Annotated in this window: 12 protein-coding genes and 1 tRNA gene; 4 read left to right on the forward strand and 9 right to left on the reverse strand. The window is 64.8% G+C overall.

Features of this window, described 5'->3' with window-relative positions; genetic code table 11:
• Positions 1–142: 142 nt before the first annotated feature.
• The 4 genes from JQ507_34085 to JQ507_34100 form a co-directional block, all read right to left on the reverse strand.
• Positions 143–724, reverse strand: a complete 582-nt coding sequence (locus tag JQ507_34085; GenBank protein QRI69808.1) for a cytochrome c4 — start codon at positions 722–724, stop codon at positions 143–145.
• A 200-nt stretch (positions 725–924) separates the two neighbouring features.
• A complete protein-coding gene (locus JQ507_34090) occupies positions 925–2,199 on the reverse strand; it encodes a PQQ-dependent sugar dehydrogenase (GenBank protein ID QRI69809.1) in 1,275 nt (424 codons plus the stop codon).
• Between the two features lie 272 nt (positions 2,200–2,471).
• The gene (locus JQ507_34095; GenBank protein QRI73633.1) at positions 2,472–3,149 is read right to left on the reverse strand and encodes a DUF2865 domain-containing protein; all 678 of its coding nucleotides are present in this window, start codon (positions 3,147–3,149) and stop codon (positions 2,472–2,474) included.
• A 256-nt stretch (positions 3,150–3,405) separates the two neighbouring features.
• Positions 3,406–3,480, reverse strand: a tRNA-Gly gene (locus JQ507_34100).
• Between the two features lie 452 nt (positions 3,481–3,932).
• On the opposite strand from JQ507_34100, the gene trxA reads away from it, so the two are divergent.
• Both trxA and JQ507_34110 read left to right on the forward strand, forming a co-directional pair.
• On the forward strand, positions 3,933–4,853 hold the full coding sequence (trxA, locus tag JQ507_34105) for a thioredoxin (GenBank protein ID QRI69810.1): 921 nt from the start codon (positions 3,933–3,935) through the stop codon (positions 4,851–4,853).
• 30 nt (positions 4,854–4,883) lie between these two features.
• Positions 4,884–5,558 carry an LON peptidase substrate-binding domain-containing protein gene (locus JQ507_34110; GenBank protein ID QRI69811.1) on the forward strand — a complete coding sequence of 225 codons (675 nt, stop codon included), beginning with the start codon at positions 4,884–4,886 and terminating at the stop codon, positions 5,556–5,558.
• A 92-nt stretch (positions 5,559–5,650) separates the two neighbouring features.
• On the opposite strand, the gene JQ507_34115 is transcribed toward JQ507_34110, so the two are convergent.
• The 4 genes from JQ507_34115 to JQ507_34130 all read right to left on the reverse strand — a co-directional run bounded on the left by JQ507_34115 (position 5,651) and on the right by JQ507_34130 (position 9,825).
• Positions 5,651–6,205, reverse strand: coding sequence for a cytochrome b/b6 domain-containing protein (locus tag JQ507_34115; protein ID QRI69812.1), 555 nt, complete (start codon positions 6,203–6,205; stop codon positions 5,651–5,653).
• Positions 6,206–6,251: 46 nt separating this feature from the next.
• Positions 6,252–6,536 carry a PepSY domain-containing protein gene (locus tag JQ507_34120; protein QRI69813.1) on the reverse strand — a complete coding sequence of 95 codons (285 nt, stop codon included), beginning with the start codon at positions 6,534–6,536 and terminating at the stop codon, positions 6,252–6,254.
• 221 nt (positions 6,537–6,757) lie between these two features.
• A complete protein-coding gene (locus tag JQ507_34125; protein ID QRI73634.1) occupies positions 6,758–9,208 on the reverse strand; it encodes an EAL domain-containing protein in 2,451 nt (816 codons plus the stop codon).
• Positions 9,209–9,474: 266 nt separating this feature from the next.
• Positions 9,475–9,825 carry a hypothetical protein gene (locus tag JQ507_34130; protein QRI69814.1) on the reverse strand — a complete coding sequence of 117 codons (351 nt, stop codon included), beginning with the start codon at positions 9,823–9,825 and terminating at the stop codon, positions 9,475–9,477.
• Between the two features lie 103 nt (positions 9,826–9,928).
• On the opposite strand from JQ507_34130, the gene JQ507_34135 reads away from it, so the two are divergent.
• The gene (locus JQ507_34135) at positions 9,929–10,465 is read left to right on the forward strand and encodes a helix-turn-helix transcriptional regulator (GenBank protein QRI69815.1); all 537 of its coding nucleotides are present in this window, start codon (positions 9,929–9,931) and stop codon (positions 10,463–10,465) included.
• Between the two features lie 128 nt (positions 10,466–10,593).
• Entirely contained in the window at positions 10,594–10,791 is a 198-nt protein-coding gene (locus tag JQ507_34140; GenBank protein QRI69816.1) for a Trm112 family protein, read from the forward strand.
• Between the two features lie 53 nt (positions 10,792–10,844).
• On the opposite strand, the gene JQ507_34145 is transcribed toward JQ507_34140, so the two are convergent.
• The gene (locus JQ507_34145) at positions 10,845–12,065 is read right to left on the reverse strand and encodes a ubiquinone biosynthesis hydroxylase (protein QRI69817.1); all 1,221 of its coding nucleotides are present in this window, start codon (positions 12,063–12,065) and stop codon (positions 10,845–10,847) included.
• Positions 12,066–12,232 lie beyond the last annotated feature (167 nt).

A 12,232-nucleotide genomic window follows, 5' to 3' on the forward strand; every position in this document is an offset into this window, starting at 1 on the left:
GATCGGTGTCGTCCCGGCGAAGGCCGGGACCCATAACCACCGAACTCAGTTGGTTGGCGAGATAGCGACTACATCTGCCTCAAATCGAGAGGCCGCGGCGTATGGGTCCCGGCCTTCGCCGGGACGACAACATGATTCGCCGCTACAGATGCGCCAGATAATGCGCGAGCGCAGTGATCTCTTCGTCGCTCAAGGGATACGCCACGTCGGCCATCGCGGCCTGCGCGCCGCCGGAGCGCACGCCCGACTTGTAGTCATGCAGCGCCTTGACGAGATATTCCTCGCGCTGGCCGGCGATGCGGGCCACCGCCTTGGTGCCGGCGAAGGTGTCGCCGTGGCATGAGGCGCAGCGGCGGCCGGCCGCGGCCTGCTTGCCCTTCTCGGACAGATCCGGATTGTCGTCCTTGCCGCCCTTGAACGGCGGCAGCGATGCGAAATAGGCGCCGAGATTGCGGATGTCCTCGTTGCTGAGCTGCTCGACGATCGGCTGCATCTGCTCGTTCTTGCGCGCGCCGGCGCGGAAGAACACCAGCTGCCATTGGATGAACTGATCGAGCTGGCCGGCGAGCGAGGGAATGTTCTCGGTCTGCGAGATGCCGTTGTCGCCATGGCAACCGGCGCAGATTTCGGCTTTCGCCTTGCCGGCGGCATTGTCCGCCGCCTGGGCAAACGAGGTCAGCGCGACCGCCGACGCGAACAGCATTCCGAGGGACACAACGCGCATTGTCGGTTTCTCCGGCGGTCATTGCCGGGCGCTGTCCTCGAGCTGGTCGAGGATGCCCCGGCAATCCATCAGGTTTAAAAAGGGTTCTTGTTTGGATGGATGCCCGGATCAATCCGGACATGACGAGGTGGTTCCGTTATCCGATCGCAGCAGAGGCTGCGGTCGCCTCGCGGCCACCGCAGCCTCATAAGCTTCGACTGTTACTTGCTGTAGCTGATGCGATAGATCGCACCGGCCCAGTCGTCGGCGACGAGGATGGAGCCATCCTTGTCGAGCAGGATATCGGCGGGACGGCCGAGATAGCCCTGGTCACCCTCGATCCAGCCGGAGGCGAAGATTTCCTGCTTGGCGTTCTTGCCGTCGGGGCTCGCGGTGATCTTCACGATGCGGCCGCCCTGGTACTTGTGCCGGTTCCAGGAGCCGTGCTCGGCGATCAGGATCGCGTTCTTGTACTCGGCCGGGAATTGGCTGCCGGTATAGAACTTCATGCCGAGCGGGGCCACGTGGGCGCCGAGATTATAGACCGGCGGGGTGAACTCCGAGCATTTGTGACCCATCGCGAACTTGGTGTCCGGCAAATTGCCCTGGTGGCAATAGGGATAGCCGAAATGCTCGCCGATCTTCGAGATCATGTTGAGCTTGTCGCTCGGCAGATCGTCGCTGATCCAGTCGCGCGCGTTTTCGGTGAACCAGTACTTGCCGGTGCGCGGATCGACGTCGCCGCCGACCGAGTTGCGCACGCCGAGCGCCCAGATCTCCGCATTGCCGGTCTTGGGATCGACGCGGCGGATCTGCGACACCGAGGTCGGCGGGATGCCGATGTTGAAGGGAGGTCCGAACGGAATGTAGAACCAGCCGTCCTTGTCGACGGCGATGTACTTCCAGCCATGCGCCGCATAGGACGGCATGTCGTCATACACCACCTTGCCGCTGCCCAGATTGTCGAGATTGGCTTCGGCATTGTCGTATTTGATCAGCTTGTCGACCGCGATGACGTAGAGCGCGCCGTCGCGGAACGCGAGGCCGGTCGGCATGTTGAGGCCCTTGAGGATGGTCTTGACCTCTTTCTTGCCGTTGTTGTCCTTGATCGCATAGACATTGCCGAGGCCGAACGAGCCGACGAACAGCGTGCCCTTGTCGCCCCAGGCCATCTGCCGCGCCGCGAGCACGTTCGAGGCGTAGACCTCGATCTTGAAGCCCGGCGGCAGCTTGATCTTCTTCATCATGCTGGCGAGCTCGGCGTCGGAGGCGCCGGTCGGCGGGCCGGACGGTGGGGCGAGGCCCTTCTGCGCTTCGGTCTCGTCGCCAAGGAACCAGTCATCCGGCGGATGGGTCCAGAATTCCTTGGTGCCGGATTCGTATTTCTTCAACGCCCGGCTCTTGTCAGTTTGTTGCTGCGCATTGGCGAAGGTGGTCCCCGCCAGCAGCGCGATCGCCGCGAACGCAAGTATGGATCGATTGAAAGCTGATTTCATCGAGTCACTCCCCTATGCAAGCCGTTGCAGCTTGCCTGTTATTGATTTTGAACGCCCTGAGAGATGATGGTTGGCGTGGTCTGTGAGGTAGGTCAGACGGCAAAATGGTAGCACATCCATCGACGCTGAAAAGCGCATGCAGCAGTGTGCGCTGCGTCAAAACAAGTTGAGACGAGATTCAAGGCGAAATTTTCCTGCGCGGGCTGCCTGATAACAAGGCATTCTGCGCTGCGGCGTCATATTCGAATGAAGCTAACGCGCGCGATCCGTGTCTATCGCGACGAGAGACGCGCCAGGCCGAGCGCCTGCGCCTTGGCCTTCGACAGCGGCCTGAACAACACGCTGCGCCTCGCCCCACTGGTGATCGCCGCGATCTTGAAGCCATCGTCGGCGGCGATGATGTCGCCGCTCCGAAGCGTCATGTCGTCCTCGATCGCAATCGGCGACAGGCCGGTCGAGGCGCTTGACCTGCAGGAGCATTGCGGCACGATCTCGCGCTGAAACCGGAATGCATTCGCCAGCGTCCTGTAGGCCTCACCCTCGCCGGTCCTAGCGCTGTCGATGTCGGAGCCGGAATACAGTTTCACCTCGGCGGCGGGACAGGCCGCCTCGCAGGACCTGACATCCGCCGTCTCGCTCAGGCGCGGCAGCGGAAAGAAGCGGCCGTCGCAGGTCCGGACGCAGAAGTTCTGCCGGCCGCCCCAATGCGAGCGCGTCGTGATGTAGACCCGGGTCCGCGGCTGCTGCGCGGGCTCGAAGCCTGGCGCCTGCTCGAACCCGGGCATGGAAAAGAAACCGTGTGCCGGGGCATAGGCGGAGTCGCTCGGCAGCAGCTGGGCTGAAGCCGGCGAGCATATCCCGACGCCGGCAATCACGATGAGCGCTGCAACACATGCAGCGCGAGCCACGCGGCGGTTCAAGGCGGAATCTGGCGTCCAGCTGATCGGCATCATTCACGTGCGTGCCGCGTCGAGAGGCGAGCGCAGCCATTTCAGCGCCGACACAACCACAAATTTCTATCAGTTTTGAGAACGCACGATCTGACGGTTAACGAGGCGGGAAGCGGCCATCGCGGGCCGCGACATCCTGACCGCCGAGCACTGCCCGAACGGCAAAACCGCCTGAACAACAAATAAGCCCGCAGCGGGGCGGGCCTTCATCAGACTGTCAGCTCTGTCGGCGAGATATTCGGTCAGCGAGAGATTTTGGAGCGGGCGAAGGGGCTCGAACCCTCGACCCCGACCTTGGCAAGGTCGTGCTCTACCACTGAGCTACACCCGCATCCGAAATGGCGGCGATCGCTCGCCGGCAACGGCAGACCTATGCCAAAAGCCGCCTGCGAATGCAACACAAGAGCGCGGTCCGGGACTCACGAAATCGCGTGGTTTCCTTAAAAATTGACCCCGAATCGACCGAATTTGACGATCCCGCTGGATTTCTTTTTACGTTTCCGCTGGAACGGGCCGCAAGGCGATCTCGTTCCGGGGCGATTCGAGCCGAGGTCCACCCAGTGGGATGGCGCTGAAATCCGGGGTCCCCGATCGAACCCGGCCGAGCGGCCAGCGATTGAAATTTGCCGACCGACCGCCATTTACTGGGCGTGATCCTGCGGAAAACCGGTTCCCACTTTTCCAGGATCATGCTCTAGCCTGACAGAACGGCTGAACCGGCCGTACGGAGCGTGCTAGAACGCCCCCATAATTTTTGACCTCAGACGACCAGGCGAGGACAACGTGACGATAATGGAGCAGGGCGGCACCACGCCCCAGGCAGCGCCCGATCTGATCAAGGAGACGACGACCCAGACCTTCGTCAAGGACGTCATCGAGGAATCGCGCCGCCAGCCGGTCATGATCGACTTCTGGGCGCCATGGTGCGGCCCCTGCCGCCAGCTGACGCCGATCCTGGAGAAGGCGGTCAAGAACGCCAAGGGCCGGGTCAAGCTGGTCAAGATGAACATCGACGAGCATCCGCAGATCCCGGGCCAGATGGGCATCCAGTCGATCCCGGCCGTGATCGCCTTCGTCAATGGCCAGCCCGCCGACGGCTTCATGGGCGCGGTGCCGGAGAGTCAGGTCAACGCCTTCATCGAGAAGATCACCAAGGGTGTGCCCGCCGCCGGCGAGCCCAATCTCACGGAGATCCTGGCCGAGGCCGACGCCGTGCTTGCCGAAGGCGACGCCGCGGCTGCCGCGCAGATCTATGCCGAGGTGCTGGCGCACGACGCCACCAACATCGCGGCGCTGGCCGGCCTCGCCAAATGCTACATGACATCAGGCGCGGTCGAGCAGGCCAAGCAGACGCTGGCGATGGTGCCGGAATCCAAGCGCAACGACGCCGCGGTGAAGGCGGTGCAGGCGGCGATCGATCTCGCCGAACAGGCGCAGTCGGTCGGCCCGATCGCCGAGCTGGAACAGAAAGTTGCCGCAAACCCGCTCGATCATCAGGCTCGCTTCGATCTCGCGACCGCGCTGAACGCAATGAACAAGCGTGCTGAAGCGACCGAGCAGTTGCTCGCCATCGTCAAGCGCGACCGCAAGTGGAACGACGACGGCGCGCGCAAGCAGCTGGTGCAGTTCTTCGAGGCGTGGGGGGGCACCGATGAAGCAACTGTCGAGGGGCGCAGGCGGTTGTCGACCATCCTGTTCTCGTAAAGTACACCCGTCACAGCAGCGGGACCCCAGATGCCGATCAATGCCGAATATCGCGGGCCCGGCGAGCTCCCCGAGGTGATCCCGGTGTTCCCGCTGCCGGGCGCGCTGCTGTTGCCGCGCGGCCAGATGCCGCTCAACATCTTCGAGCCGCGTTATCTCGCGATGATCGACGACGCGTTGCGCGACGGTCATCGCCTGATCGGCATGATCCAGCCCGATGTGGCGCATTCGCAGAAGGAGGCGAAGCCGGTGCTGTTCCGCATCGGCTGCGTCGGCCGCATCACCCAGCTCGCCGAATCCGGCGACGGCCGCTACATCCTCGAATTGACCGGCGTCGCGCGCTTCAAGGTGGTCGAGGAGCTGATCGTGCAGACGCCGTACCGGCAGTGCAAGGTCGACTTCTTCTCCTTCGCCGGCGACTTCACCGCGCGCAAGGGCGAGGACGCCGTCGATCGCAAGGCGCTGCTCGAAGTGCTCGCCGACTTCCTGGAGGCCAACAATCTGAAGGTCGACTGGGAGGGCATCGAGTCCGCGCCCAACGAGGCGCTGGTCAATGCGCTGGCGATGATGTCGCCCTACGGTCCGGCCGAAAAGCAGGCGATGCTCGAGGCGCCCGACCTGAAGACCCGCGCCGAGATCCTGATCGCCGTCACCGAGATGGACCTCGCCAAGAAGCGCACCTCGGGAGATCCGCCGGTGCAATGAGCATGATCGGGAAAACTGCGAAGCAGTTTTCCCGCGCGACAAACGCTCCGCGTTTGCCCGGAGATCATGCCCAAACAAAAGCCACGCGTTCGTCAGCGATTGCGCAGCCGCTTGCGTCCGGTGAACATCGCGCGCACCAGGTTCTGACGCTGCAGCAATCCCACAACGATGACGCCGAGCACGTGCAGGCAAACCAGGATGATGACCGCATCCGAGGCATAGGCGTGGGTATCCTCCACCCACCAGACACCGAAGAAGGTCACGGTGACCTCCATCGCGCCCGTGATCGCCGAGACCGCGAGCATGAGCAGCAGTGCCACCAGCATCACGGTGCCCGCGGGATTGAGCCCGATGTAACGCCCGGTGATGCCGCGACGGAGATTCCAGATGTAGCGCGGCGCGGCGCGCAGGCGGACGCCGAGCTTGCCGAAACGCGCGTAGCGCGTGCCGACAAAGCCCCAGACCAGACGGAACGCCAATAGCCCGATCACCGCATAGCCCGCCAGCCGGTGCAGCCGGTCATAGGCGTTGGGCGTCACCCATGCGACCAGGACGAGGATGGCGAGCGCCCAGTGCCACAGCCGCAGCGGCAGATCCCAGACCTGCACGCTGGTCGCGCCGCGGGCGCCCGGCGCCGCCTCCGTCATCGCGCCCGCTTCGCTCGGCGATTCACTTGACGATTCACTGGACAGTTCACTTGGCGATCGTGTGCTTCAGGCTGAGATCCTCCGGGCTGTAGAACAGCTCGTAGAGTTTGCCTTCCTTGACGCCGTAGACTTCGTAGCATGAGCCCTCGACCTTCGACCGGCGCACCTCGTAGCCGGCCGCCTTGGCCTTGGCTTCGGCATCACTCGCCGGCTTCCACGACGTCTTGTCGAGCTTGGTGCAAGTCTTGTAGCCGTCGGCGAATGCCGCCGATCCGAAAAGCCCCAAAACGCACGCTGCAATCACAGCACTCAGAATCACCTTCACGCGCATCCCCTCCGTTGACGATCATGCCCACAACGCGCATCGCGCCGGGCATATGCGTGAACAATGCCGAGGGGATTGCCAAGTCAAGGAAGCGCGGCCGCGGCAGGCTTTAGAGAAATTCTAACGGCCCGGAAAACCGCTTTGCGCTCCACGCGCAATTTGGTTTTGACCGCGTGCTGCGGCCTTACGCCTCATGGGTATCCGAAATCCGCTCGGGCGGCGTTCGATCAGGAAGCGCCACCCGCCACTGCGAGACGAACCGCAGGACGTTCGGCTGCCGCCGGGGTCCGCCCGCCGACCATCTGCGCCACCTTCTCGCTCTGGACCGGCGGGCTGAAGTGGAAGCCCTGCACTTCCACGCAGGCATCGGCGCGCAGGATGTCGAGCTGCTCCCTGGTCTCGACGCCCTCGGCCGTGGTCGTCTTGCCGAGGCTGACGGCGAAGCGAACGATCGCGCGCGCGATCCTGCGCGACTCGTCCGTTGCGCCCGAGAGCTCGGACACGAAGCTGCGGTCGATCTTGACCTTGTCGAACGGAAACTTCTGCAGGAAGCTCAGCGAGGAATAGCCGGTGCCGAAATCGTCGAGCGCAATCCGCACTCCGAGATCGTGCAGCTGGCTGAGCGCCGCGAACACCGCCTCGCTGTCCTGGATGATGGCCGTTTCGGTGACTTCGAGCTCGAGCCGCTCGGGCGGAATTCCAGCGCTCGCCAGCGCATGCACGATCACCGGGACCAACTCCGGGCTCCTGAACTGCACCGGCGACAGATTGATCGCGATCTTGAGGTCGGCGGGCCATTTGGCGGCTTCCGCGCACGCGGTGCGCAGCACCCATTCTCCGAGCGGCACGATCAGGCCGGTCTCTTCCGCGAGTGGGATGAACTGCGCCGGCGAGATCATGCCGCGCTGCGGATGATGCCAGCGCAGCAGCGCCTCGAAGCCGCAGGTCTCTCCGCTCGCGACGTGGATGAAGGGCTGATAGCGCAGCTCGAACTCGCCGTTGGCGAGCGCGCTGCGCATGTCGCGCTCGAGGCTGCGCCGGGCCTGCAGCAACCGGTCGAGCTCCGGCTCGAAGAAGCGGAACGAGCCGCGTCCAACGCTCTTCGCCGAGTAGAGCGCAAGATCAGCACTGCGCAGCACCTCGTCCGAATCGGTGCCGTCGCGCGGTGCGATTGCGATGCCGATGCTGGTCGTGGTGGTCAACCGATGGTGGCCGAGATCGATCGGCTCGCTGAGCGCCTTCCTGATCTTCTCCGCAAGCAGGCCGGCTTCGGCAACCGGATCGCTGACATAGTCGATGACCGCGAACTCGTCGCCGCCGAGCCGCGCGACCAGCGTCGTATCGCTGACGCATCGGCGGAGCCGCGCGGCCACCGACTTCAGCAACGCATCGCCCGCCGGATGTCCGAGCGTGTCGTTGACGTCCTTGAAGCGATCGAGATCGAGCATCAGCACCGCAAGGCTCGGTCCGCCGCACCGCGCACCAGACAGCGCCTGCTCCATCCACTCCTTGAGCAGCACGCGGTTCGGCAGGTCGGTCAGCGCGTCGTGCTGCGCCATGTGGGTGATCTTGGCCTCGGAGCGGCGCTGCTCGGTGACGTCGCGATGCGTCGCGACCCAGCCGCCGCCGGGCATCGGCTGCCGCGTCACGCAGATCAGCCGGCCGTCGGCAAGCTCGTCGACCCGGCTGCTGATCTCGTCGGCTGGCAGCGCGTTCAGTGTGGCGAGCTTCTCGGTCGCGGCGCTGTCGGTGGTCTCGCCCTTGAGGATGCCATTGGCGATCCGGTGCTTGATGATCTCGCGGTGGGCGGTGCCGGGCAGCAGCAGTTCGGGCGGCAGCCGGTACATTTTGGCGTAGCGATCGTTGCATACGACGAGGCGCTTCGCCGCATCGAACATGCAGAGGCCCTCGCCCATGTGGTTGATCGCGGTATCGAGCCGGAACCTCTGTTGCTCCAGCTCCTTCTGCGACGCCTCGACTTGCTGGCGCGCCAGCGACAACTGGCTGATGATGTCCTCGAAACGGCGGGTGCGAAGCGCCAGCCTTCGATCCGCAAGCACGCCGACCAGGCTCATCCCGAGCACCGAGAGCGCCACGCCCGCGATCACGACGGCGAGGAAGGCGGGAGAGAGCGACAGCGCCGCCGGCGTCTGCAGGGGGTCGGGGACGATCTCGACCGCGCCCATCGCGGTGAAATGATGCGTCACGATCGCAAGCGTCAGCAACAGCGCTGCGACCAGCGACATCCAGCGATCCTGATGGCGGACCGCAACCGACAGCGCGGCGTACCCGAACAGCATGCCGAGCACGATGGAGGCGGCCACGAGGTCCATCGACCACACCACATGGCCCGGCACTTCGAGCGCCCACATTCCGAGATAGTGCATGCTGGCGATGCCGGCGCCGATCACTGCGCCGCCGACCGGCGCGCGCCAGCCGCTGGAGTCGCTGGCAGCGAGGCCGAGGCCACACGAGGTCAGCATCATCGCCACGGCAAGCGACAGTGCGGTCAGCGTGATGCCGTAACCGGTCGGCACGCCGGGCTCGTAGGCCAGCATGGCGATGAAATGCGTCGCCCAGATACCGTAGCCGATCGCGGCTCCCGCGATCGCGATCCAGATCAGCCGCGTCCTCGCCTGCGATGCGATCGCGCGATGGAAGATGTTGACGGCTGCAATGCTGGCAACGAAGCAGACCAGTCCGGCGAGCAGAACGAGCCGCCAGTCATGCTCACCTGAAAGGCACGTCAGAACACGAAACATGCGTCGGTCCATGGTTGTCCGCGCGGACAAGCTAGGCCGATTGAATTGTATTCTCGATAATTTTCTACAACTTTCGGTGGCATGGTTATCCGCGCGTAAGCCGATTCCGCACGGAAATTGATGACTCCATAAATTCTTCGTACGTCCGGCAAGGCGGCGCCTTCGGCGCCCTGCCGCGCTCGCTAATAGCCGGCAGCTGCAAGCGCCACGACGGCGCTCATCGCCATCCAGCCGAAGTGACGGAAGCGGGTCGCGACCGCGTTCGCCAGCGCGGCGCAGCCGAACACGATGGCGAGCGTTGCCACGATCCAGTGCCGCGCGGCATCGGAGGCCATCGTGGGCGCGGCGACGAGCAGCACGCCGCCGCCGATCCAGGCGACCGTGCCCGCTTGATAGACCAGATGGAGGAGGAAGCGCAGGCGCGGCGGCTCGATCGTTGCGCGCGCGAATATCTTGGTTTCGCCGAGAACGCCGTGGATCAGGCTGACCACGATAGCGATCGCACCGGCGCCTTGCAGCAGAAGATCACGCATCGCGACGTCTCCGTACAGTACTGTATGGTCGGCATGGATATGGCACCTGGGGCTGGCGCCTGTCAATACACTTGTGTATGGTGCCGGCGCGGACGAGGAAACCATGACGGACCAGCTCTCAGCCAATGACTGGCTCGATCAGGGCCTGAAGACGCTGGCGCGGCGCGGCTTCACGGCGCTCAAGGCCGAGCCGCTTGCCAAGGCCATGGGCGTCTCGCGCGGCAGCTTCTACTGGCATTTCGCCGATATCGGCGCCTACCGCGCCGCGATCCTCACCCATTGGCGCGAGGTCGCCGCCGAGCAGGTGATCGCGGAGCTCGAGACCATTCCGAAAGGCGGCGACGCGCTGGCGCTGCTGTTGCGCCGGGCGTTCTCGGCGCGGCTGGCGCTGGAACGCGCGGTGCGCAGCTGGGCCACCGCCGACACCACAGCGCGCGCCGCCGTGCTCGAGGTCGACCGGCGCCGCGTCGGCTATATCGAAACCCTGCTCCGGCAGACCGGATTCCCTGACGAGGTGGCGCGCGGCCGGGCACAGGTCTTCTATTGGGCGTTCATCGGCTATGCGCTGTCGGAGCAGGCGCTGCCGAAGGCGCGGCAGCAGGCCGCGCTCGACGAATTGTTGCGAATGGCGAAGCGCTGACAGCGCGTATTTAGATATGCTACATCACGGCAGTTTATTCTGACGCGTTTTCTTCACGCGAACCGGTATCCATCCCGCATCAAGTGCAGGACAGGCTTCGCTCGAAAACGCTGCAGCCGGAGACCGCAATGAACTCGACGACCGATCACCTCGAAAGCACCGCCGACCCGAAACTGCTCGAAATTCTGGTGTGCCCGATCACCAAGGGACCGCTGGAATTCGACGCCGCGCGGCAGGAGCTGATCTCGCGCTCTGCCAAGCTCGCCTATCCGATCCGCGACGGCATCCCGATCATGCTGCCGGAAGAGGCGCGCAAGATCGACTGATGCGATCGCGTAGTAGCCCGGATTTCGCTCCGCTTCGTCCGGGCTACGAAAGCTTACAGCGCCTCGCCCTTCAACAGCCGCGGCACTTCGCCTGACAGGCCCGCCGCCTGGCGGATGAACATGCTCTTCAATGGCGGCGCGCGATCGACGAGGCCGAGGCCGATGTCGCGCACGGTGCGCAGCAATGTCGATTCGTTGGAGAACAGGAAGTTCAGCGAGTTGGTGGCAACCCCCATTGCCATGGTGTCGAAGCGGCGCCAGCGCTGGTAGCGCTCGAGCACGTCGGCCTGTCCGAGATCCATGCCGAGCCGCGCCGCATCGACCACGACTTCGGCAAGCGCCGCGACATCCTTCAGGCCCATGTTGAGCCCCTGCCCCGCGATCGGATGGATCACATGCGCGGCGTCACCGATCAGCGCCAGCCGTTCGGCGACAAACGAGCGCGCGACGAAATAGCCGAGCGGAAACCCGCGCGGTCGGTCGAGCGCCTTGATCTCGCCGAGATGCAAGCCGAAACGCTGCTCGAGCTCGGCGTGGAATTCGTCCTCGCTCAACGCCGTGATGCGCGCGGCGTCCTTGCGCGTCTCGGTCCACACCAGCGAGGAGCGGTTGCCGGTCAGCGGCAGGATCGCGAACGGGCCCGCGGGCAGGAAATGCTCCTCGGCGCGGCCGTGATGCGCGCGCTCATGCCCGACCGTGACGACAATGCCGGATTGGTCATAGTCCCAGCCATGGGTCGCAATCCCGGCGCGCTCGCGCAGCTTCGACCGTGCGCCGTCGGCGGCGACCAAGAGGCTCGCATCGATCTCGGTGCCGTCGGCCAGCCGCACGCTGACGCCGTCGGGGCGTGAGTCGAAGCTCGACACCGCCGTGGCGCGCAGCTCGACGCCTTCGGCCTCGGCGCGGCTTGCCAGCGCATCGATCAGATAGCGGTTCTCGACCATATGGGCGAACGGCTCGCCCGGCTCGACATTGCCGGCGAAGGTCAGGAAAACCGGGCGGGTGGCGTCCTCGAGCTTGGAATCGGTCACGACCATGTCCGTGATCGGCTGCGCGGTCGGCGCCACCTGGCCCCAGACGCCGAGGGTTTCGAACAGCCGCCGGCAGGCCGCCACGATCGCCGTCGCGCGCGGATCACGGCTCGGCCGCTGGCTCAACGCCGGGTCGGCCACGATGACCGGGATGTCCGGCCCGAGCCCCTGGCGCAACGCCACGGCCAGCGCCAGCCCCGCAAACGCGCCCCCGCAGATCACAATACTTCGCTGTGCCGGCATGCCTTTTCCTTACGCGCCTCACGCCATCAGACTGTGCTTGCTACCTGATATTAGCTGGGCGAAACAGGGGGGAGAAACAAGAGCGGCCAACCGGCCCCACTCGTCATTCCGGGCGCGCGAAGCGCGAGCCCGGAATCCATCAGGCCGCAACTTCGGTGGATGAATGG

Origin of the sequence: Bradyrhizobium sp. PSBB068 (assembly GCA_016839165.1) — a bacterium.
Lineage (GTDB): Bacteria > Pseudomonadota > Alphaproteobacteria > Rhizobiales > Xanthobacteraceae > Bradyrhizobium.

Bases quoted from the DNA above. Each gene is read 5' to 3' on its own strand.
- JQ507_34140 (QRI69816.1), top strand. From the start codon at position 10,594: ATGAACTCGACGACCGATCACCTCGAAAGCACCGCCGACCCGAAACTG.
- JQ507_34095 (QRI73633.1), bottom strand. From the start codon at position 3,149: ATGCCGATCAGCTGGACGCCAGATTCCGCCTTGAACCGCCGCGTGGCT.
- JQ507_34145 (QRI69817.1), bottom strand. From the start codon at position 12,065: ATGCCGGCACAGCGAAGTATTGTGATCTGCGGGGGCGCGTTTGCGGGG.
- JQ507_34135 (QRI69815.1), top strand. From the start codon at position 9,929: ATGACGGACCAGCTCTCAGCCAATGACTGGCTCGATCAGGGCCTGAAG.
- JQ507_34085 (QRI69808.1), bottom strand. From the start codon at position 724: ATGCGCGTTGTGTCCCTCGGAATGCTGTTCGCGTCGGCGGTCGCGCTG.
- JQ507_34130 (QRI69814.1), bottom strand. From the start codon at position 9,825: ATGCGTGATCTTCTGCTGCAAGGCGCCGGTGCGATCGCTATCGTGGTC.
- JQ507_34110 (QRI69811.1), top strand. From the start codon at position 4,884: ATGCCGATCAATGCCGAATATCGCGGGCCCGGCGAGCTCCCCGAGGTG.
- JQ507_34090 (QRI69809.1), bottom strand. From the start codon at position 2,199: ATGAAATCAGCTTTCAATCGATCCATACTTGCGTTCGCGGCGATCGCG.
- JQ507_34120 (QRI69813.1), bottom strand. From the start codon at position 6,536: ATGCGCGTGAAGGTGATTCTGAGTGCTGTGATTGCAGCGTGCGTTTTG.
- JQ507_34115 (QRI69812.1), bottom strand. From the start codon at position 6,205: ATGACGGAGGCGGCGCCGGGCGCCCGCGGCGCGACCAGCGTGCAGGTC.